The following is a 22,062-nucleotide window of genomic DNA, read 5'->3' on the forward strand; positions in this document are numbered from 1 at the left end:
TGTTGGAGGGGGGCGTTGGGTCACGGGGTTCCGGGGCATAACTGGGGTGGGTTTTAATTTGGCGCAAAAAGCACCCCCCCCCCCTTTGCGCCACGGAACGCCTGACGGCCCACCGGTCATTCGGGTGTGGCCCTACGGCTTCCCCGGCTTCGCCCGCTTCAGCGGCGTCAGCACCGCCTCCACCTGGGCCGCCTCTTTCGTCATGTTGTTCTTCTTGAAGAACTCGTGCGCCTGCTCGTGGACCTTCACCGCGTACGCCGTCACCTCGTCGCCGCGGGTCTTCGGAACCCGCGGCAGGAACTCCAGGTAGAACTTCGCCAGCTTCTTCGTGCCGTCCTTGTACTTGGAGCAGACGTCCGCCAGCTTGTCCAGTACCCGCGGCACGTACCGCCCCTCGGCCGGGAACTTCGTGATTGTCTGCGCCAGCCCCTCGGCCGCCTTCTTGTAGTCCTTCGCGTCCTCGACGTACTCGGCCCACTTGATCCGGCACTCGCACGCCAGGTCCGGCCGGCCGAGGGCCTCGTACTTCAGCACCGCCTTCTCGAACACGCTGCCCCGCTGCGTCTTGTCCTTCTGGCTCGTCAGGATCGCGTCGAACAGCGACCAACTGAAGTCCGGCGAGCCGGCGAAGGCGGTGAGCGCCCGGTTCGCCAGGTTCACGGCGTCCGGCGGCTCGATCGTCTTGCCGTCCTTCGCGATGTCGGCCAGCTCCACCCACGCCCGCTCGCAGTGCGGGAAGATCTCGAACATTTTCTTCACGAACGCCAGCCGCTGCTTCGGCGGCATCTCCTTCTTCTCCTTCACGTAGGGGTACATCCGCATGAGCAGGTCGGCCTGCCGGGCGTGCTGCGGGGCGACGCCGATGGTCACCAGCCGCCGCTCCAGGTCGCGGTCGGTCGTCTCCCGGCCGGACTTCGGGTCCTCCAGCGTGCCGACGTAGAACTGGTCGCCGAAGTACCGCCCCTCGGAAAGCAGCGCGAACTCGATCTTGTCCTTCGTGACGGCCTTGAGTTCGACCCACATGACCCAGGCGTGCAGCCCGCCGCTGTTCCCCTCGCCGCGGACGTACTCCGCGGGCACGGCGATGCTCTTCGCGACCCGCGCGGCGAAGTCGGCCTGCATGGCGCACACGCCGCCGTACTTCTTGATCCCCTCCAGCGTGTAGTCCTGGTCCGTGAGCCGGCAGTCCCCCTTGCCGCCGCCGTTCCTTTGTTCCGTGCGGAGCATCTCCTTGTCGTAGACGATCTCCTTGTACACGCCGCCGATGCCGGCCCGCTTCTTGATGTAGTTCTTGACGGCCCAGTCCCGCTCGCCGACCGGGGTGCGGTTGTTGACCATGTGAACGAGGAACTCCCACGGCAGGTTCTGCACCACGCCCTTGAGTTCCCCCTCGCGGGAGAGGAGGTACTGGTAGTTCTCCTTCCAGCCGACGGTCAGCGGGTCGGTCGGCAGGGTGCTCCGCGTCCGCCGGGCGTGGCCGCGGTAGTCGTACACGGCCTTCGGGTCGTCCCACACGACGCAGACGGCGACCGCCAGTTCCGCGTGCGCCTTCAGCTTGTCCGGGCCGAGCTTGTACAGCTCGCGGAAAAGCTTCAGCGCCTCCTCGAACTGATCGACCTCCGGGTCGAGGGCGCAGAACAGCGTCTCGCGGAGGTCCGGGTTGTCCTTGAGGAACTTCGTGATGGCGTCGAAGTCGTCGCCGAACCCGGCCTTGAGGTCGGCGGCGTACTTCTTCTCGAAGTAGTCGGCCATGACCGCCCGCACGGCCTTGTACTGCCCCTTCACGAGCAGCTTGTCCGTGGCGAGGGCGTCCACGAAGAGTTGTTCCGGGTCGGCCTGAGCCGCGAGCGGCGAAACAAGCGCGAGGCAAGCGACGGCCAACAGGGAGAGGCGGGCCAAGGACACGGCGGGTTCTCCGGGGGAGTCGAAGGCAGCATTATATCTGACGTGATGAATGGGCGGCAGGTTGCATCCGGCCCAGGTTTTTAGCCCCGTGAACGGGGCTGAAAACCGGCCTCACCCCACCCGCCACCGCTTCACCTGGTCCTCGTCCAGCTCCACGCCGAGGCCCGGCCCGTCGGGGACCCGCGCGTACGGCGGGCCGAGGTCGAGCGGCTTCGTAATCAAGTCCGCCTCGTGGTAGAACGGGCCGATCGTGTCGGCCGGGAACGCGTCCGTGTCCACCTCCGGGAACGCGGCCGCGACGTGCAGCATCGCGGCCGTGCCGACGCCGAGTTCCAGGTTGCTGCCGATGGTACACCGCACCCCGGCCGCCTTCGCCAAGGCCACGATCTCGGCCGTCGCCGCGATCCCGCCGTGCTTGCCGGGGTAGACGCTGAAGACGTCCGCCGCCCGGTGCAGCGACAACTGCCATGCGTCCTGGAGCGTGAACACACTTTCGTCGGCCATGATCGGGGCCGGCGTGTCGCGGCGGAGTTCCGCCAGCGCGACCGGGTCGCCGGCCGGGATCGGCTGCTCCGCGAGCAAGAGGTTCGCGTCCGCGAGCTGCCGCAGGCAGTGCCGGGCCTGCTGGATCGTCCAGCCGCAGTTCGCGTCGATGGTGACGGGCACGTCCGGCCCCGCGACCTCCCGGACCGCCCGCACGCGGGCCACGTCCGTCTCCGGGTCGAGGCCGACCTTCACCTTTACGCACGACACGCCGAGTTTCAGGTGGTCCTCGGCCATCTTCCGGGAGCCGGGCACGTCCCGTGCCCAGACGACGAGCTTGATCCGCACGCGGTCGCGGACCTTGCCGCCGAGCAGTTGGTAGACCGGCAGCCCGACGGCCTTGCCGAAGGCGTCCCACGCGGCCATCTCGACGGCCGCCTTCGTGAACGGGTTGAGCTTGATGATGAAGTCCATCGCCCGGCGGACGGCCGTGATGTCGCGGGCGTCCAGCCCCTTGACGGCCGGCTCGATGTACTCGCGGACGGCGGCGACGGTCCCGGCCTGCGTCTCGCCGGACCAGAGGCCGCTGATGGTGGCCTCGCCGAGGCCGACGACGCCGGCGTCGGTGTGCAGCTTGACGAGGACGTAGGGCGACGTGGCGTGCTCGCCGTGGGCCGTCTTCGCGGTCAGCCCCGTCTTGAGCGGCACGCACACCGGGATCGGCTCGACGCGGGTGATCTTCATGGGGCATCCTGGCGGGTGATCTTCATGGGGCATCCTGGACGGGAAACGCGGGAGGGATGTGGAGGATACCACGGGCGAGAAGAGAAGATAAGGGGAAAGTTGATCCGTGTGGGCTACTCGCCACATAACCGGCGAACGGCAGTATCAGAAAAATCTTTCGCAACCGACCTTGTGTTCCTTGAGAGCCATACTCGAGATGTGGACAAATGGGGACAACAGATGAAGCCGAAACCAATCCGGATGGCAGGGACAGCTACCTTTAATGCGTTCTCATACCTGCTGAACGGTTCATTCAGCTTACTTGAAACTGCCAAAGAGCACTCCCCAGGTTCAAATTACTGCCGTGTTTCAGCTGTACTATTTGCCGCGTTTGCTGTCGAGGCACATTTAGAAGCTATCCCAGAACTCGACTTGCGGTGTAGCCGCCTGATGTCGTAGCCTCTTGGCCTTCCCCGGCAGGAGGCCGACGAATGCCCCGAACCAAGCGGTCCGTGACCCCGCCCGACACCATCTGGGAGGTGCCCGATAGCCTGTGGCCGGTGCTCGAAGACATCCTGCACGAGTTCTACCCGCCGGCCCCGACCGGGCGGCCCCGGGCCGACTTCCGGCGGGTCCTGAACGGCATCATCTACCGCCTCCGGTCGAGTGTCCAATGGAACCGCCTGCCCACCGCGTTCGGGTCCGACTCGACCGTCCACCGGTGGTTCCAGCGGTTCGTGGCCGACGGGGTGTTCGAGCGGCTGTGGGCCGTGTTGGTCGGTGCGTGCGACGACCTGGGCGGGGTGGCGTGGGAATGGCAGTCGGCCGACACGGTCCTCAACAAGGCGCGGTTTGGGGGGACTTCGTCGGCAAGAACCCGACGGACCGGGGCAAGCCGGGCACCAAGCGGGGCGTGCTGACCGAGGGCGGGGGTGGACCGCCGGCGGCGCTCGTCGCCCCGGCCAACGCCCACGACAGCACCCTGATCGGCGGGGTCATCGAGGCGGTGGTGGTGGACCGCCCGCCGGTCGTGGAGCACCTGTGCCTGGACAAGGGGTTCGACACCCCGGCGGCCGAGGCGGCGGTGGTCGGGGCCGGGTACGAGCCGCACATCCGGCGGATCGGCGAGGAGACGAAGCCGACCGATCCGGCGACCGGGCACAAGCCGCGACGGTGGGTGGTGGAGCGGACCATCGGGCGGCTGAACAAGTGCCGGGCCCTCCTCGTGCGGTACGACAAGAAGGCCGAGAACTACCTTGGGCTCACCCAGTTGGCGTGTGCCCTGTTGTGGTGGCGGAAGCTCTGCAAACTGTGCAACGAACCAGTTCTGGGATAGCTTCTTAAACCACGTAGGACAGGATACGATATCATTCTGGGGAAACGTGGAGCGAAAGCCTTCCTGGCAAGACAAGATTACAATCCTTGCGGATCGGCTAAACTTTCAGCTTGATCGTGGAATCCAACCTTTTCAGACCCTGCAATGCATATTTAAGTTTCGCGACCGACTTGCCCACGGGAAGACGGAGACGGAGGAGAAAACTTACCTCTACAGTTCTCGAGCCGATGACGAAAGAAATACTGATCCGGATTCGCTTTCAACATACTGGAGCAACGACGCTGTGCAGTCCGTGCTCAACAACGTCGCTCAGTTTATTACCTTACTTCATAAAGCTGCTGGTTACCCGGATAGGTCCGTCCATACGATCGGGCATGGCAGTTTTGAAGAGCAACAACAAGAGTAAGTTTTTTCATCCTGGAAACCCCTGCATGACTTCCTTCGGCAGCGGCGCGTCGAAGTCGTCGGGCACGGTGAACGCCCCGGCCACCAGGCCGCACGGCCGCGGCATCGGCGGACTCGCGGGGACCGGTCGCAGCTCCGCGACCGGTCGGCCGTCGCGGACGACGAGCAGGCTTTCGCCAGCCTCGGCGCGGTTCATCTGTTCTAACGGGTCGTGTTGAAGGTCGGTCACGGTGATCGTGTTCATGACGCCCATGCTAACACATCCGTCCGCCGGTCACACCAGGAACGCCCGCAGCACGTTCGCCGTGATTCGCGAGACGTGCTCGTCCACCGGCAACGACGCCACGTAGTTGATCGACCCCGCCGAGAACACCCGACCGCCGCCCGGCACGTCGAACGTCCGCAGCTCCGCCCCGCCGTCGTCGGGGTTCGTGCCCTTCGCTAACAGCGTCGTCCCGGCGGGCGAACTCGCGGTCGCCTTGTCCGTCTCGTGGCCGGACGCGCCGCCGGGACACCGCATGTGCAGGCTCTTCTCGCCGAACAGGTCGCCGGCCTTCAGGCCCGTGCCGGCGAAGAACGGGTGGGCCGCGTCGAGCACCCGGTACGGCGCGCCGGTCATCGCGCCGGCCGGGGTGAACGCCACGCCGAGCAGGTTCGCCTCGGACTCGTGCGACCGGTGCAGCCGGCTGTCCTTGCCGCCCATGCCGGCCGGCCACAGGCTCGTCAGCCGGCCGTTGACGCACGACATCGCGTGGCCGGGGTGGAACACGACCTCGCAATTCAGCCCGTTGCCGCCGAGGTACACGAGGCGGCCGCCCTCCTCGAAGACCCACCGCTTCACCCGGTCGTACATGCGGACCGACCAGTACTCCGGGTGGACCGCGATCACCAGCACCCGGTACGCGGACAGGTCGAGCGTGCCGTCGTGTAGCTGCGTCTCGGCGTAGTAGTCGTGGGCGAAGCCGTGCTGCTCCAGCCAGCCGAGCAGCCGCCACTCGGCCGGGGCGAGGTGGCACGCCTGCCGGCCCTCGATCGGGTCGGTCCGCTTCTCGTCGAACGCGATGTCGTTGAACGGTTCCGGCCGGTCGAACGACAGCGGCGGGTAGGCGGCCGCGTTCCAGGTGAAGAACCCGGCGTCCGAGTAGCGTTTCAATTCTTGCCGGGAGTTGACCGTCGGCGTCGGCGGCAGCCCGTCGGCGTGGATGTAGTTGCTCCGGCCGCCGAACGAGTTGTACGCGTTCCAGGTGACGTTCGACGCCAGCACCGCCATCGCCGCGGTCGGCTTCGCCGGCGCGACGACCCACGGGAACGCGAACCGGCGGCCGGAGGTCGTGCTCGCGCGGAAGTAGTAGAGGCCCGACCGGTCCGGCCCGGCGACGTGCTGCGAGTGGACGGAGTTCGCGTACCCGACCTTGTTCCATTCCGCGCCGGTCTGCGTGAAGTCGCCGTCCGGGACGACCTGCATCGTCGCGCGGGGGCCGTGCTCGTCGTGCCAGCCGAGGGCCGTCACGAACTCGGGTTCCGCGCCGTACCGCCAGAGTTCGAGCTTGTACGGCTCGACGGAATGCACGCGGAACTCGGACTTCTCGCCGCTCCGCACCCACTTCGGCCAGGCGTACCCGACGAGCCCGTCGGACAGCAGCCGGAACTGGTGCGGCGTCGGCGACGGCACGAACGCCCGCGTGATCTTCGACCCGTACCCCGGCTTCTGCAGGACGACGCGGTACTCGCCGGGCGGCAGGTCGGCGTGGACCGCGCCGCTGGCGCGCGACCGCGCCTCCCACGACTCGCCGCGGGGGCTGACGAATTCGAGGACGACATCCGCGAGCGCGACGTACCGCTCGTCGCTGACGTAACCGATGAGCATTGGACCTCCGAGAGAAAGTTCACCCAGCGTCACCGAGGCGACCGAGAAAATCAACGGGCGAATGATTCTTCCCTTCGGGAATTCCGCGATCTACGATGGGGTGTCATCCCACCGTCGGAGGTTCACGCGTGCGGCCCGTCCTCGCTCTGCTCGTCACCTTGCTCGCCACCGCCATCGGTTCCGCGGCCGAACCTGGCACTAAAGGAACGATCGACTTCGTCCCGCTCGACGACGCCGGCACGCCGGAACGGTTCCGCCTCGGGAAGCACACGTTCCCGTTCGAGCTGCAACACAGGTACGACCTGCCGGTGAGCGGCGTGCGGGTGTCCGCGGTGCGGTTCCCGTCGCCGGTCGAGTCGCCGCACTCCGAGAACAACACCGTCCACTGCGAATACTTCGCGCCGATGGGGCAGGCCAACGTCCCGGCCGTGATCGTCCTGGACATCCTCGACGGGGCGCAGGTCGTTTCCCGCGGGGAGGCGATGTGGCTGGCGCAGCACGGCGTCGGGGCGCTCGTCGTGCAGATGGCGTACTACGGCCCGCGGCGGCCGACGAAGGAGCGGGTCCGGCTGCTCTCCCCGGACATCGAGCACTCGGTGAAGGCGATCACGCAGACGGTCCTCGACTGCCGCCGGGCGGCGGCATGGCTGGCAGCCCGGCCGGAGGTGAACGCGAAGAAGCTCGGCATCGTCGGCACGAGCCTCGGCAGCTTCGTCGGCGGCGTGACGGCGGCGGCCGAGCCGCGGCTGTCGTCCGCGTGCCTGCTGCTGGGCGGCGGAGACTTGGTGGAAGCGTTCTACAACCACCCGAAGGCGGCCCCGTTCAAGGCCGTCAACGAGTTCCTCGGCGGCAGCACGGCCCGGCTGAAGACGCTGATCGAGCCGGTGGACCCGATTACGTATGCGAATCTGTTGAAGCCGAAGCACCTGCTCTTGATCGGCGCGAGCCGGGACGACGTGGTCCCGCCGGCGGCGATGACGAAGTTGTGGGAGGCGACCGGTCGACCGAAGATCGTGTGGCTGGACGCCACCCACGTCGGAGCGGCCGCCTATGTCTTCCCGGCGATGGCCGCGGTGGTGAAACATTTGAAGGATTAACGGCCGCGGATTGGCACGACACTTCTCGGTCCGCGGCCCGGCCGTTGGCTCGAAATCTGCTGGAAAATGGCTATCGCCCGGCGGGCCGCGCACGGCCCACGGTTTCTCATTTCCAGAAGGAGGTAAAGCCATGAACTACAAGCACATCCTGCTCGTCGGGGGTCTGCTCCTGGCGACCAGCATGACGGCCGACGCGCAACGCCGCGGGTGGTCCCGCGGGGGGAACTTCGGCGGCGTCAGCTTCGGGGTCGGCGTCGGGCCGTCTTGGGGGAACAACAACTTCGGGTACGGCCGGGGGTTCAACAACTTCGGGTACAGCCCTTACGGGTACAACAACTTCGGGTACGGTCGGGGCCTTAGCTTCGGCGTCGGCAACTCGCCGTACTACTACGGCGGCAGCCCGTACTACGGCGGGTCGTATTACGGCCAGTCGTACTACAACACCCCGTCGTACTACAACACGCCGACCTACTCCTACAGCACCCCCACTTACTCCTACTCCACGCCGGGCACGACCTACGCGACGCCGCAGTACGTCACGCCGGCGACGTACACGCTCCCGGCCGGGTCGGAGTGGGGGCTGAAGATCACCGAGCTGCCCGCGGGCAACGCGAAGACCGCCGGGCTGGAGATGGGCGACGTGATTCTCAAGGCGGACGGCAAGCGGACGCAGACGTTCGACGACCTCCGCAACGCGCTCACGGCCACGAGCAAGAAGGTGGTGGAGATCGAGTACGTCGATGCCGCCAGCGGCCGGACGCAGGTGCAGAACGTCGCGGTGAACAACACCAAGATCGGCGTCACCGTCGAGGAGACGCCGGTGACGATTAAGTAACGACCGACTGTTCCCCGGAAGCCGAGGTGCTGGAAGCGGGCCTCGGCTTCTTCGTTTTTGCCCCCCCCGCGGTGGCCGGCCGCGGGCGCGGTCGTACCGTGGTGGGTAGTCCGCGCCCGAACCCTCCCCGACGGACACCGGCCATGCCGCGCCTCGTCAGTTTGGTTGTAGCCCTCACGCTCGTGGGTGCCGCCCGCGCCGCCGACCCGCCGCGGCCGAACGTGCTGCTCGTCCTCGCGGACGACCTCGGGTTCGCCGACATCGGCTGCTACGGCGGCGAGATCGCCACCCCGAACCTCGACGCGCTCGCGGCGAACGGCCTGCGGTTCCGGCAGTTCTACAACGGCACGCGGTGCTGCCCCAGCCGGGCGAGCCTGATGACCGGCCTCTACCCGCACCAGGCCGGCGTCGGGAACATGAACAACCAGACGGCCGCCCCCGGCTACCGCGGCTATCCGCAGCCGAACACCGTCACCATCGCCGAGGTGCTGCGATCCGCCGGCTACCACACGTCGATGGTCGGAAAGTGGCACCTGAGCGCCGGGCCGAAGACACCGCGGCCGACGGACCGCGGGTTCGACGAGTTCTACGGGATGGTCGGCGGGTTCAACTCGTTCTTCCAGGAAGACCCGTTCTACACCCGCCTGCCCGCCGACCGGACGAAGCGGCCCTACGCGAAGGGCGCGTTCTACAGCACCGACGCATTCGGCGACTACTCGCTCGACTTCCTGGCACTCGCCCGGCGGCAGAAGAAGCCGTTCTTCCAGTACCTCGCGTTCAACGCCCCGCACTTCCCGCTGCACGCGAAGGCCGAGGACATCGCGAAGTACGCCGACACGTACACGAAGGGCTGGGACCAGCTCCGCGAGGCCCGGCTGAAGAAGCAGGTCGAGATCGGGCTGTTCCCGACTGGGACGCCACTCTCGCCGCGGTCCGGGTTCACGACGCGGCAGGACTTCCTTCGCAAGGGGGAGAACCCGGCGTGGGACACGCTCCCGGCCGACCGCCGCGCCGACCTCGCCCGGCGGATGGCCGTGTTCGCCGCGATGGTCGATCGCATGGACCGCACGATCGGCCGCGTCGTCGAAGATTTGAAGACGCACGGCGAGCTGGACAACACGCTGATTCTGTTCCTGTCCGACAACGGGGCGTGCGCCGAGTGGGACCCGTTCGGGTTCGACGAGAGCAGCGGGCCGAAGAACGTGCTGCACGCCGGCGAGAGGCTGGCCGCGATGGGCGGGCCGGGGACGTACCACAGCTACGGCAGCGGGTGGGCGAACGCCGGCGGTACGCCGTTCCGGATGTACAAGCACTACTGCCACGAGGGCGGCATCCGCACGCCGTTCATCGCACACTGGCCGAAGGGCATCGCGGCGAAGAACGAGTACCGCGACCAGCCGGGTCACCTGATCGACGTGATGGCGACGTGCGTGGACCTGTGCGGGGCGAAGTACCCGGCCGAGTTCAACGGCCACGCGATCACGCCGGCGGAGGGAACGAGCCTGGCCCCGGCGTTCGCGAACAAGCCGCTGCCGCGGGAGCAGTTGGCGTGGGAACACGAGCGGAACCGGGCGATCCGCGTCGGGAAATGGAAACTCGTGGCGAAGTCCGGGGTTGAATGGGAACTGTTCGACATCGAGGCCGACCCGGTGGAACTGACGAACCTCGCGGCGACGATGCCGGACAAGGTGGCCGAGTTGTCCGCGAAGTGGGACGCGTGGGCTAAGCGCGTCCAGGTCGTCCCGCGGCCGGGGGAGAAATAGAACCATGTTTCGTGTAATCGTGTTGCTCGCACTCCTCCTCACCGCCCCCGGCGTCGCCGCCGCGCCGCCGCACGTCGTGCTGTTCCTCGCGGACGACCTGAGCCTCGCCGACTGCTCGCCCTACGGCGGGAAGGAGGTGCCCACCCCGAACATGGCCCGGCTCGCCGCGGCCGGGAAGACGTTCACGCACGCGTTCGTCGCGTCGCCGAGCTGCGCCCCCAGCCGGGCGGCGCTGCTCACCGGCCTCGACCCGATGCGGAACGGGGCGATGCTCAACCACAGCCGGCCGAAGGCCGCCCTCAAGAAGTGGCCGGCCTACTTTAAGGGCCTCGGGTACGAGGTCGTCGCCATCGGGAAGGTGGCCCACTACGCGCAGGTCACCGAGTACGGGTTCGACCACGCCAGCCACTTCAAGTACCACGAGGACGCCTGCATCCCAGAAGCGGTGAAGTGGCTCGCGGCCCGGAAGGGGGACAGGCCGTTGTGCCTCGTCGTCGGCACGAACTGGCCGCACGTCCCGTGGCCGAAGGACGCGAGGGCTGCGCCTTCGGTCCCGCCGGCGCTCGTGGACACGCCGGAAACCCGCACCGCCCGCGGCCGCTACCTCGCGGCCGTCGCGAACGCCGACCGCGACCTCGGCCTCGTGTACGACGCCGCGGCGAGGCACCTCGGCCCGGACGTGCTGTTCGCGTTCACCAGCGACCACGGGTCGCAGTTCCCGTTCGGGAAGTGGAACTGCTACGACGCCGGCGTCCGCACGCCGCTCGTCGTCGCGTGGCCGGGCAAGGTGAAGCCGAACACCACGACGGCCGCGATGGTGGGCTGGATCGACCTGCTGCCGACGCTCGTGGCCGCGTGCGGCGGGGCCGAGCCGAAGGACATCAGCGGCGAGTCGTTCCTTGGCGTGTTGGAGGGGAAGGCGGACAAGCTCCGGGACAAGGTGTTCCTCACGCACAGCGGCGACGGGAAGATGAACCGCTACCCGATCCGCGCCGTCCGCACGGTCGGTTGGAAGTACGTCCGTAACCTCGACCCGACGGCCGAGCACCACACACACGTGGACAAGGGGAACGAGGGGGCCGACGGCCGCCTCTACTTCGACTCGTGGGTGTCGAAGGCGAAGGCCGACCCCGCGGCCGCGGCGGTCGTGAAGCGGTACCACACCCGCCCGGCGGAGGAGCTGTTCGACCTGACGGCCGACCCGACGGAGCAGAAGAACCTCGCCGCCGACCCGGTTCACGCCGAACGACTGAAGCAACTGCGGGCCGACCTCGATGCCTGGATGAAGGCCAACGGCGACGCCGGCCTCGCGACTGAGAAGGCCCTCCCGGACCCCCGCCCCAACGCGAAGTGAGGAACCCCGTGCGTACCCTCTCCCTCCTGTTACTGTTCGCCGCCGCGGCGACGGCCGCCGAGCCGGCGAAGAAGCCGAACGTCGTGTTCATCCTCGCCGACGACCTCGGCTGGACCGACCTCGGCTGCCAGGGGTCGAAGTTCTACAAGACGCCGAACATCGATAAACTCGCGGCCAGCGGCCTGCGGTTCACGAACGGCTATACCTGCGGCCCGAACTGTCAGCCGACCCGCGCCGCGCTGCTCACCGGGCAGTACGGCCCCCGCACCGGCGTCTACACCGTCGGCGGCATCGACCGGTTCGACTGGAAGGCCCGCCCGCTGCGGCCGGTGGACAACGTCACAAAGCTGCCGCTCGACCGCAAGACGATCGCCGACGTAATGAAGGCCGCCGGGTACGCGACCGCCATGTTCGGCAAGTGGCACCTCGGCGAGGACGCGCAGCACCACCCGGCGAAGCGCGGGTTCGACGAGGCGATCGCCTCGGCCGGCAAGCACTTCGACTTCGCCACGAACCCGAAGGTGGACTACCCGAAGGGGACGTACCTCGCGGACTTCCTGACGGACAAGGCCGTCGGGTTCATCGAGCGGAACAAGGACAAGCCGTTCTTCCTGTACCTGCCGCACTTCGGCGTCCACTCACCGCACCAGGCGAAGCCGGAGTGGGTCGCGAAGTTCAAGGACGCGGCGACGGCCGGCGGGCACGTCAACCCGACCTACGCGGCGATGATCGCGAGCGTGGACGAAAGCGTCGGCCGGGTGCTGGCGAAGCTCGACGAGTTGAAGCTGGCCGAGAACACGGTCGTCATTTTCAGCAGCGACAACGGCGGCGTCGGCGGGTACGTCCGCGAGGGCGTGAAGAAGGCCGGGGATGTGACGGACAACGCCCCGCTGCGGTCCGGCAAGGGGTCGCTGTACGAGGGCGGCGTCCGCGTGCCGTGGGTGGTGCGGTGGCCGGGGAAGGTGACGCCCGGCGTGTCGGACGTGCCGGTCATCAGCGTCGATCTGCTGCCGACGCTGCTGGAACTGTCGGGCGGCGCGGCCCCGGCGAACCAGCCGCTCGACGGCGCGAGCCTCCTGCCGTGCTGGACCGGGAAGGCCGGGCCGGAGCGAGACTTGTTCTGGCACTTCCCCGGCTACCTGGGGGCGGGGCAAGGCTCGTGGCGGACGACGCCGGCGGGGGCGATCCGGTCCGGCGACTGGAAGCTGATCGAGTTCTTCGAGGACGGCCGCAAGGAGCTGTACGACCTCCGCGCCGACGTGTCGCAGAAGACGAACCTCGCGGAGAAGGAGCCAGAGAAGGCGGCGGCGCTGCACGCGAAGCTGGTGGCGTGGCGGAAGGCCGTGTCCGCGCCCATGCCGACGATGAACGGGAAAAAGAACTGACTTCCGAAGTCCGGCTTCGACTTCGGAAGTCGAACGGGGCCGGCGGCGACGGGATGTGAGGAACGCCCCCGCGACTATCGACTTCCGAAGTCGAAGCCGGACTTCGGAAGTCTGGGTTTTTCCCCCGGAGTTCTCCCCCATGTTCCGCCTCTCCCTCCTCGCCCTCGCGCTGCTCGCCGGCCCGGCCGCGGCCCGGCCGAACGTCGTTTGGATCGTCGTGGACGACATGTCCGCGCACTTCGGCTGCTACGGCGAGAAACTGATCCGCACGCCGCACGTGGACCGGCTCGCGGCCGAGGGGACGCTGTTCCGGAAGGCGTTCACCACCGCCCCCGTCTGCTCGCCGTGCCGGTCGGCGCTCGTCACCGGCTGCTACCAGACGACCATCGGCGCGCACCACCACCGCAGCGGCCGCGGCCAGCCGATCGCGCTCCCGGCGGGCGTCACGCCGGTCCCGGCGCTGTTCCAGAAGGCCGGGTACTTCACCTGCATCGGCGGGCACAACGCGAAGGGGAAGGCCCTCGGCAAGACGGACTACAACTTCGCGTGGGACAGGGCGATGTACGACGGCAACGACTGGGCCGGGCGGAAGCCGGGGCAGCCGTTCTTCATGCAGGTGCAGCTCCACGGCGGGAAACACCGCGGGCAGGGGCCGAACAAGAACTGGCAGGGCCGCGTCCAGCGGGAACTCGGCTCGAACACGAAGCCGGACGCCGTGACGCTGCCGCCGTACTACCCCCGCGACCCGGTGATCCTCCAGGATTGGGCCGACTACCTCGACTGCTGCCGCTACACGGACAAAGAGGTCGGCGACGTGCTCGCCCGGCTGGAGAAGGAGAAGCTGCTCGACGAGACGGTCATCTTCTTCATGACCGATCACGGTATCAGCCACGCCCGCGGCAAGCAGTTCCTGTACGACGAAGGGACGCACATCCCGTTTGTCGTCCGCGGGCCGGGGATCGGGAAGGGCGTCGTTCGCGACGATTTGATCGAACACATCGACATGACGGCCGCGTCGCTCGCGCTGGCCGGGATCGAGATTCCCAAGTGGATGCAGGGCCGCGACGTGCTGGCGAAGGACTACGCGAAGCGGGACGCGGTGTTCTCGGCCCGCGACCGGTGCGACGAGACCATGGACCGCATCCGCAGCGTCCGCACGGACCGCTTCAAATACATCCGGAACTACCTCAACCAGCGGCCGCTGCTCCAGCCGTGCCGGTACAAGGACGAGAAGGCCGTCGTGAAGACCCTCCGCGACCTACACGGGGCGAAGAAACTCGACGCGCTGACGGAGAAGCTGCTGTTCGCCGAGACGCGGCCGGCGGAGGAACTCTACGACCTGGCCGCCGACCCGCACGAGCTGACGAACCTCGTCGCCGACCCGGCGCACGCGACGACCCTCGCGGCGTTGCGGAAGAAGCTCGCCGACTGGGAGGAAGCCACCGGCGACAAGGGCCGCACGCCGGAGCCGATGGAGCGGTACGACGCGGAGATGAAGGTCTACCTCGGCGGTGCAAAGAAGGGGAACGAGGAACTTCAACGGAACATCGACCTCAACAGGAAGTGGGCGAAGGAGGGGAAGTGATGCCGCGCTTACTACTGATCGCGTTCGTCCTGGCGGCATTGCCGGCCGCGGCCGCCGAGCCGGGGAAGAAGCTGAACGTGCTGTTCATCCTGTCGGACGACATGCGGCCGGACCTCGGGTGCTACGGCCACCCGGCGGTGAAGTCGCCGAACCTCGACGCGCTGGCGAAGGCCGGCGTGCGGTTCGACCGGGCGTACTGCCAGTACCCGCTGTGCAACCCCAGCCGCAGCTCCATGCTCACCGGCCGGCTGCCGACCGCGACCGGCGTTCTGGACAACACCGCGAGCGTCCGCCAGTTGCACCCGGACTGGGTGACGTTGCCGGAACACTTCAAGAAGAACGGGTACGTCAGCCTGCGGACCGGGAAAATCTTCCACGGCGGGATCGACGACCCGCAGTCGTGGTCGGAAGGGGCGGAGCCGCCGCGGAACGCGCCGCCGGCGAAGGTGGACCCGAAGGAGCGGGCGAAGCAGTCCGACCGAATCGTGAAGTTGACCGGCGACGGCGAGAGCCACGGGGACTTCAAGACCGCGGACCGGGCCGTGCAGTTCCTCCAGCAGAACAAGGACAAGCCGTTCTTCCTGGCGTGCGGGTTCACGAAGCCGCACAGCCCGCCGACCGCGCCGGGCAAGTACTTCGATCTGTACGACGTGAAGGCGGTCCCGCTCCCGAGGACGTTCGCGGCGAAGCCGACGCTGCCGGACGGGTTCCCGAAGCCGGCGCTGACGCCCAACGGCGACCTGTTCATCCAGCGGGACGCGACCGACGCCGAGGCGAAGGAGGTCATCCGCGCGTATTGGTCCAGCGTCTCGTGGACGGACTGGAACGTCGGCCGGGTGCTGGGGGAGCTGGACAGGCTCGGCCTGCGGCAGAACACGGTGATCGTGTTCTGGGGCGACCACGGCTACCACCTCGGCGAGAAGGGGAAGTGGTCCAAGCACGGGTCGCTGTTCGAGGTCGGCACGCGGGTCCCGCTGATCGTGGCCGCGCCGAACATGAAGGCGAACGGGCAGGCCGTGACGCCGCCGGTGCAGTCGCTGGACATTTACCCGACGCTGTGCGAGCTGTGCGGCCTGACGCCCCCGGCCGGGCTGCACGGGCACAGCCTGACGCCGCTGTTGGCGGACCCGAAGGCGGCGTGGGACCACCCGGCGTACACGGTGGCCGGGAACGCGAAGAACCTGGGCGTGTCGGTCCGGACGGCGACGCACCGCTACGCCGAGTGGAACGGCGGGGCGAACGGCGCGATGCTGTTCGACGCGGCCGCCGACCCGGACGAGCAGACGAACCTCGCCGCCGACGCGAAGGCGGCGGCCGTGCGGGAGAAGCTGGCGGACCTGGCCCGCGCCGCGGCGAAGTTGAAGTGACCCGCCCTACGAGCGAACCGCCACCCTCACGGACCCCCCTCATGCTCCGCTCTCTCCTTTTGCTCGCCCTCTTCGCCGCACCGCTCCCGGCCGCCGACCGGCCGAACGTCGTCGTCGTCCTCATGGACGACTTCGGCTGGGGCGACCCGTCGTGCTACGGCAACACGATGGTGAAGACGCCGAACATCGACCGCCTCGCGGCCGAGGGCGTACGGTTCACGCAGGGGTACGTCGCCGCCCCCATCTGCTCGCCGTCGCGGTGCGGCCTCATCACCGGCCAGTTCCCCGCCCGGTGGAAGATCACCAGCTTCCTGCAAACCAAAGCCGGGAACGCCGCGTGCGAGATGGCCGACTTCCTCGACCCCCGCGCCCCGTCGCTGCCGCGGATGCTGAAGGACGCCGGGTACGCGACCGCGCACGTCGGGAAGTGGCACCTCGGCGGCGGCCGGGACGTGACGAACGCCCCCCCGTTCAAGGAGTACGGCTACGCCCTCGGCCTCGGAACTTACGAAAGCCCCGAACCGGCCGCGCCGCTCGGGCTCAAGACGACGCCCTGGGGGCCGCAGGACAAGCTCGAACCGCAGCAGGTCCCCCGCCACGAGCGGACGAAGTGGATGGTCGATCAGACGCTCGACTTCCTGAAGAAGAACGCCGGGACGCCGTGCTTCGTCAACCTCTGGCTGGACGACACGCACACGCCGTTCGTGCCGTCGGAAGCGCAGATCAAGGCCGTAAAGGCCGTGGGCGAGGGCGACCAGAAGACGCGGTACAAGGCGGTCCTCGCCACCGCGGACCAACAGATCGGCCGGCTGCTCGACGGGCTGAAGGGGACGAACACGCTGGTCCTATTCCTCGGCGACAACGGCGCGTCGCCGCCGTTCGAGCGGGAGCGGGTCGGGGGCTTGCGCGGGCAGAAGCTCAGCCTGTACGAGGGCGGCGTCCGCGTGCCGTTCGTCGCGTGGTGGCCGGCGGCCGTGAAGGGTGGCGTCACGAACGAGAAGACTGTCATCGCGTCCGTCGATTTCGTCCCGACGCTGGCCGCCGTCTGCGGCGCGAAGCTCCCGGCCGGGTACGCCCCGGACGGCGAGGACATGACGGCCGCACTCAAAGGCGAAACCCCGACCCGCACGAAGCCGCTGTTCTGGGAGTACGGCCGCAACACGACGTCGTTCGCCTTCCCGAGGGACGCGAAGCACCGTAGCCCGAACGTGGCGGTCCGGGACGGCGACTGGAAGCTGCTCGTCAACGCCGACGGCACGGGCGCGGAACTCTACGACCTCAAGGCCGACGCGAAGGAAACCAAAAACGTCGCCGCCGACCACCCGGCCGAGGCGACGAAGCTGACCGCCGCCGCCCTCGAATGGAGGAAGTCTCTCCCATGACCCGCCTGCTGTTGACGATTTTCCTGCTCGCACTCGGAACGTCGGTGACCGCCGCGCCGAAGCCGAACGTGCTGCTGATCCTCGCGGACGACCTCGGGTTCTCGGACCTCGGTTGCTACGGCGGCGAGATCGACACGCCGAACCTGGACGCGCTCGCGAACAACGGCCTGCGGTTCACCCGGTTCTACAATACCGCCCGCTGCTGGCCGACCCGCGGCGCGATCCTCACCGGGTACTACGCGCAGCAGATCCGCCGCGACGCCGTGCCGGGCGTGCCGAGCGGCAACCGCGGTGTCCGCCCGATGTGGGCGAAGCTGCTGCCGGACCTCATCAAGCCGCACGGCTACCGGTCGTACCACTCCGGCAAGTGGCACATCGACGGCCTACCTCTCGCGAACGGGTTCGAGCGGTCGTACAGCCTCAACGACCACGACCGGCACTTCGCGCCGAAGAACCACACGCTCGACGACAAGAAGCTGCCCGCCGCCGAGCCGAATGGCAGCTACTACTCCAGCACGGCCATCGCGAACCACGCCCTCGGGCAGTTGCAAGACCACCTCACGGCCCACGCCGACGAGCCGTTCTTCGCGTTCGTGGCGTTCACCGCCCCGCACTTCCCGGTGCAGGCCCCGGCCGAGGACATCGCGAAGTACAAGAAGAAGTACCTCGCCGGGTGGGACGCCCTGCGGGACGAACGGTGGAAGCGGATGAAGGACTTGGCCCTCGGCGATTCGCTCCCGCCGGTCGAGCGGGACGTGGGGCCGCCGTATGCGTTCCCGGACGCGATCAAGAAGCTCGGCCCGAACGAGGTGAACCGGCCGCTGCCGTGGGCCGACCTGACGCCGGAGCAGCAGAAGTTCCAGGCGGACAAGATGGCCGTCCACGCGGCGATGGTGGACCGCATGGACCGCGAGATCGGCCGCGTCCTCGCCGTGCTGAAGGCCGCGAAGAAGCTGGACGACACGCTCGTCGTGTTCCTGTCGGACAACGGGGCGAGCGCCGAGATGATGGTCCGCGGCGACGGCCACGATCCGCACGCGGAATGCGGGACCGGGGCGACGTTCCTGAGCATCGGGCCGGGGTGGTCGGGCCTGTGCAACGCGCCGTTCCGCCGGCACAAGACGTGGGTTCACGAGGGCGGCATCCACACGCCGTTCGTCGCCCACTGGCCGGCCGGCATCGCCGCGAAAGGGGAACTGCGGGCCACGCCCGGCCACGTCATCGACTTCGTGCCGACGGTGCTGGAACTGGCAACGGGGAAGGCGACGCCACCGGCCAACGCCCCGCCGTTCGCCGGCCGCAGCCTCGTCTCCGCGTTCGCGAGGGACGTGGCCGTCGAGCGCGACTCGCTGTGGTGGCAGCACGAGGGGAACCGCGCGCTCCGCGTCGGCGACTGGAAGATCGTCGCCGCCGGGAAGGACGCCGCGTGGGAGCTGTACGACCTGAAGGCCGACCCGACGGAAGGGAACGACCTGGCGAAGGCGAAGCCGGAGAAGCTCCGCGAGCTGGCCGCGCTGTGGGAGAAGCAGACGGCCGCCCACGTCGCACTGGCGAAGCGCGACGTGCCGGCGAAGAATCCGTGAGCTGATTTGTAGGGCGGGTCTAGGCTTTGCGCCGACCCGCCGGGGCTGCCGGGCGCGACGGCGGGTCGGCGCAAAGCCTTGACCCGCCCTACGGGATTGCCGGGTCGCCCGCGTCGCGGTGACGAAGAAGCCGTAACGGACCGCCTAGCTGCCGACAACTTCCTTCTCGAAGATCAGCTCGAAGTACGACGCCATGCCGTAGGCCGCGAGGCCCGGCGCGAAGATTTGCACCAGCCGCCAGCCCTGCTTGGCGTGGTCGTGGACCACGTCCTGGTACGACTCCCGCGCGGCCGCCGACGGGACGCCGCTGCCGGTCAGCATCGCGGAACTCTGCTCCAGCCGGACGAACAGGTACTCGTAACGGGCGCTCATAAACCCCTCCCGGTTGGTGGAAGAATCACGTCGGCTTTATCGCCCCACGGTCGGCGGCGGCGGTCGAGTACGTCGGGTCGGCCTCGGCCCACGTCACGTCCGTGGACGGGCCGTAGATCGCCGGCACGAACGCCGCCCCGCCCAGCCGCAGCCATGCCTGCACTTGCGTCCGGTGGTGGCAGGTGTGCAGCACCCGCCGCCAGAACGTCCACACCCGCTGCCGCCGCAGGCCGCCGAAGAACGGCATCTCGCCGAGCCACCAGTCCGCCGACGCCGCCGCGAACTGCGGCAGCCGCAGCTTCGCCAGCCACACGTACTTCTCGACGTACGCCCCCACCGGCGGTTTCTCCCCGATCGGCAGCAATTGATCGACCGCCGGCTCCTGCGTGCCGACGAACTGCGCGAAGAACCGCCGCTCCGAGAGCAACTGGTGGACGAGGATCGTGCGGACCGGGTTGCACTTCTCGTGCGGCCGGTAGTCGAGCAGGTCGTCCGGGATCGACCGCCACATCCCGGCCGTCTTGTTCGTCTCGCTCGCGTAGGTGTCGAGCAAGTGCTGGAACGCCGGGTCCGCCGCCGCCGGCACGTCCGCGTCCGGGATGGCCGTCCAGTCGTAGTGCATCGCGTACTCCTTCAACCCTTCCGCCGAACGCCTTGGGGCGGCGGAAGCGGCAGCGCGTCCGGGCAGTCCGGGAGCAACTGCCGGAGCTTCGTCCGGTCGCCGCGGACGCCCTCGCCGTCGATGAACGTCCACGTCGCGCCGCCGTCGGCCGACTCGCCGATCAGGTAGGACGGCTTGTCATACACGGCCCCGCCCGGCCCGGTCATGTCCATGTCGAACGGCACGACCGCGTACACCCGGCCGCCCGCCGCGACGAGGTCCGACGGCTCGGCGAGGATAATTTCCTTGATGCTGAAGCCCTGGCCCCTCATCTTTTCCATGGCCGCGGCCAACTGTTCCTTAAACCGTGCCTTCCCGCCGAGGCCGTTGACGACGGCCGCGTGCGTCAGGTCGGCCATCCGGTCGTGGTCCGCCTCCAGCATGGCCCGCCGGACCTCGCCGGCCTGGGCCGTCAGCGCCTGCCGGGCCTTCTCCTGCTCGGGCGGCTTGGCCGAGCAGCCGACCGCCAAGATGACGAACAGGCACGCAAATCGTCGTCTCATTCGGCTTCCTCAATTCGGGGACCGACGGCGGGCCGGTTTCATCGCGGCCCACTTCTTGTAGTCCTTGAACCGGAACTCGCCCTCGATCTCGACCTTCGTGGACGGCTTGCTGCCGTCGTAGTGGTTCACGTCCTTCGTCACGGCCGTCCAACGCACCTCGAACCGGTCGGCCGTCCGCGACACGATGGCGATCTTGTTCTTACGCAACGGCTCGTGCTCACAATAGTACATCAGCGACATGCACGAGTCCTCGGCGTCCGTCTTCGTGCCGGGGACCGAGAGCGTCCGGCCGACCAAGTTCGCCGCGTCCAGGGCCGGCAGCTGGACGCCGACCTCGGCGGTCGGGGCCATCCCCAGCTCGGCCGTGTCCGCACACCGCTTCGCCCGCTTGTCGTCGGCCACGGCCTCGAACCAGAGCGTCACGCCGCCGGCGTGCGACGCGATCGCGAACATGACGGCCTTCTTCAACCGGTACACCTCGTCGCCGTTGAACCGGCGGAGGACGAACCGGCCCCGCGGCCGCTTCTCGACGACCGGCGGGGGCACGGCCTTCGGGTGGTCCCACCGCCACTGCTCGAGCGGCTGGTACTGGAGGAAGCCCCACGCCCCGGCCCCCGGCTCCTGGAGTGCCTCGTCCGCCGGCCCCGGCGGGAGCGTGCCGATGCGGACGAAGTCGTCGGGCGGCGGGCCGAGCACCCACGCGGCGCACGGCCGGCCGCCCCAACTGTGGTGCGTGAGCGCCAGGTGCGTCCGCAGCGCCTTCGTCCGCGTGGTCGGGGCCTTCGGGCCGAACCAGGCGCAGCCGACGACCAGCCGCAGCCCGGAAGCGCTGACCAGCAGCACCCGGCAGGCGGTGAACCGGCCGTCCGCGAGCGGGACGGCGAACACGTCGCCGACCGCGGCCGGCGGGACGGGCGGGGCCTTTTTCTTCGCCATGCGATCCTCGGCCGGGTTAGTCGTAGGCCCCTTGCGGGTGGTCGCCGAGCCGCCGCGGCTCCGACCACCGTGCTTCGGACTTGCTCTGAACATCGACCCTTCCGCTCAGGACTTCCACCCGGCGTTTTGAAGGACGACCCGATACCCGTCGGGGTCCGCGAACGTCTTGCCGTGCCGGTCCCAGTACGGGTTGAACGCCGGGACCGGGGCGTACCCGGCCGCCCCCAGCCGGGCCACGGCCCGCTCCCACGCGGCGCGGTCCGGCAGGTAGAACACGAGCAGGTTGTCGTCGGTCGGGGCGCGGCCGACCGGGTGGCCGGCCGTGCGGGTGAACTCCAGGTGGTACGCGGCCCCGGCCCGGCCGAGCATCACGCCGTCGAACCCGTCGTGGTCCCGGAACTCGGAAAGAATGTCGAACCCCAACCCGTCGCGGTAGAACCGGACGACGGCGTCGAGGTCGTCGGTCGGCCGGGCGACCCGCAGGTGCGCCGCGGCCAGGTCGGGGAGGTTGTCCACGTCC

At 68.5% G+C, this 22,062-nt stretch carries 19 protein-coding genes; 10 read left to right on the plus strand and 9 right to left on the minus strand.

The window, feature by feature from the left end; all coding sequences use genetic code 11:
• Positions 1-132 precede the first annotated feature (132 nt).
• Entirely contained in the window at positions 133-1,905 is a 1,773-nt protein-coding gene (locus AC5JJ2_RS02345) for a hypothetical protein (protein ID WP_495856350.1), read from the minus strand.
• A 111-nt stretch (positions 1,906-2,016) separates the two neighbouring features.
• A complete protein-coding gene (locus AC5JJ2_RS02350) occupies positions 2,017-3,132 on the minus strand; it encodes a mandelate racemase/muconate lactonizing enzyme family protein (RefSeq protein ID WP_495856351.1) in 1,116 nt (371 codons plus the stop codon).
• A gap of 518 nt (positions 3,133-3,650) precedes the next feature.
• Here AC5JJ2_RS02350 and AC5JJ2_RS02355 point away from each other — a divergent pair.
• A protein-coding gene (locus AC5JJ2_RS02355) for an IS5 family transposase (protein ID WP_495856407.1) occupies positions 3,651-4,447 on the plus strand; the annotation gives its coding sequence in 2 pieces (ribosomal slippage) (positions 3,651-3,975 and positions 3,975-4,447; 798 coding nt in all).
• Positions 4,448-4,859: 412 nt separating this feature from the next.
• Here the strand turns inward: AC5JJ2_RS02355 and AC5JJ2_RS02360 are convergent.
• Entirely contained in the window at positions 4,860-5,105 is a 246-nt protein-coding gene (locus AC5JJ2_RS02360) for a type II toxin-antitoxin system Phd/YefM family antitoxin (RefSeq protein WP_495856352.1), read from the minus strand.
• A gap of 21 nt (positions 5,106-5,126) precedes the next feature.
• A complete protein-coding gene (locus tag AC5JJ2_RS02365; RefSeq protein ID WP_495856353.1) occupies positions 5,127-6,719 on the minus strand; it encodes a N,N-dimethylformamidase beta subunit family domain-containing protein in 1,593 nt (530 codons plus the stop codon).
• Positions 6,720-6,847: 128 nt separating this feature from the next.
• Here AC5JJ2_RS02365 and AC5JJ2_RS02370 point away from each other — a divergent pair, with 128 nt between their 5' ends.
• From AC5JJ2_RS02370 to AC5JJ2_RS02410, 9 genes are all read left to right on the plus strand, one after another.
• Complete coding sequence (locus AC5JJ2_RS02370) at positions 6,848-7,816, plus strand: alpha/beta hydrolase family protein (protein WP_495856354.1); 969 nt, start codon at positions 6,848-6,850, stop codon at positions 7,814-7,816.
• A gap of 130 nt (positions 7,817-7,946) precedes the next feature.
• The gene (locus AC5JJ2_RS02375; RefSeq protein WP_495856355.1) at positions 7,947-8,651 is read left to right on the plus strand and encodes a PDZ domain-containing protein; all 705 of its coding nucleotides are present in this window, start codon (positions 7,947-7,949) and stop codon (positions 8,649-8,651) included.
• 143 nt (positions 8,652-8,794) lie between these two features.
• The gene (locus AC5JJ2_RS02380; RefSeq protein ID WP_495856356.1) at positions 8,795-10,414 is read left to right on the plus strand and encodes an arylsulfatase; all 1,620 of its coding nucleotides are present in this window, start codon (positions 8,795-8,797) and stop codon (positions 10,412-10,414) included.
• Between the two features lie 4 nt (positions 10,415-10,418).
• Positions 10,419-11,768, plus strand: a complete 1,350-nt coding sequence (locus AC5JJ2_RS02385) for a sulfatase family protein (RefSeq protein ID WP_495856357.1) — start codon at positions 10,419-10,421, stop codon at positions 11,766-11,768.
• A gap of 8 nt (positions 11,769-11,776) precedes the next feature.
• A complete protein-coding gene (locus AC5JJ2_RS02390; protein WP_495856358.1) occupies positions 11,777-13,153 on the plus strand; it encodes a sulfatase in 1,377 nt (458 codons plus the stop codon).
• A gap of 139 nt (positions 13,154-13,292) precedes the next feature.
• Complete coding sequence (locus tag AC5JJ2_RS02395) at positions 13,293-14,738, plus strand: sulfatase family protein (RefSeq protein ID WP_495856359.1); 1,446 nt, start codon at positions 13,293-13,295, stop codon at positions 14,736-14,738.
• Positions 14,738-16,105, plus strand: coding sequence for a sulfatase (locus AC5JJ2_RS02400; RefSeq protein WP_495856360.1), 1,368 nt, complete (start codon positions 14,738-14,740; stop codon positions 16,103-16,105). Before AC5JJ2_RS02395 ends, AC5JJ2_RS02400 begins: the two co-directional genes overlap by 1 nt.
• 41 nt (positions 16,106-16,146) lie before the next feature.
• Entirely contained in the window at positions 16,147-17,487 is a 1,341-nt protein-coding gene (locus tag AC5JJ2_RS02405; RefSeq protein ID WP_495856361.1) for a sulfatase-like hydrolase/transferase, read from the plus strand.
• Positions 17,484-19,070, plus strand: coding sequence for an arylsulfatase (locus AC5JJ2_RS02410; protein WP_495856362.1), 1,587 nt, complete (start codon positions 17,484-17,486; stop codon positions 19,068-19,070). The genes AC5JJ2_RS02405 and AC5JJ2_RS02410 overlap by 4 nt, the downstream gene beginning before the upstream one ends.
• Before the next feature lie 144 nt (positions 19,071-19,214).
• Here the strand turns inward: AC5JJ2_RS02410 and AC5JJ2_RS02415 are convergent, their stop codons facing one another.
• The 5 genes from AC5JJ2_RS02415 to AC5JJ2_RS02435 all read right to left on the minus strand — a co-directional run bounded on the left by AC5JJ2_RS02415 (position 19,215) and on the right by AC5JJ2_RS02435 (position 22,058).
• The gene (locus tag AC5JJ2_RS02415) at positions 19,215-19,442 is read right to left on the minus strand and encodes a DUF4177 domain-containing protein (RefSeq protein WP_495856363.1); all 228 of its coding nucleotides are present in this window, start codon (positions 19,440-19,442) and stop codon (positions 19,215-19,217) included.
• Positions 19,443-19,467: 25 nt separating this feature from the next.
• The gene (locus tag AC5JJ2_RS02420; protein ID WP_495856364.1) at positions 19,468-20,064 is read right to left on the minus strand and encodes a DinB family protein; all 597 of its coding nucleotides are present in this window, start codon (positions 20,062-20,064) and stop codon (positions 19,468-19,470) included.
• 11 nt (positions 20,065-20,075) lie between these two features.
• Positions 20,076-20,606: a hypothetical protein gene (locus tag AC5JJ2_RS02425; RefSeq protein ID WP_495856365.1), complete on the minus strand. Its 531-nt coding sequence runs from the start codon at positions 20,604-20,606 to the stop codon at positions 20,076-20,078.
• A gap of 9 nt (positions 20,607-20,615) precedes the next feature.
• Positions 20,616-21,542: a hypothetical protein gene (locus AC5JJ2_RS02430; protein ID WP_495856366.1), complete on the minus strand. Its 927-nt coding sequence runs from the start codon at positions 21,540-21,542 to the stop codon at positions 20,616-20,618.
• A 105-nt stretch (positions 21,543-21,647) separates the two neighbouring features.
• A complete protein-coding gene (locus tag AC5JJ2_RS02435) occupies positions 21,648-22,058 on the minus strand; it encodes a VOC family protein (protein WP_495856367.1) in 411 nt (136 codons plus the stop codon).
• Positions 22,059-22,062: the final 4 nt, after the last annotated feature.

The organism is Limnoglobus sp. (assembly GCF_059499385.1).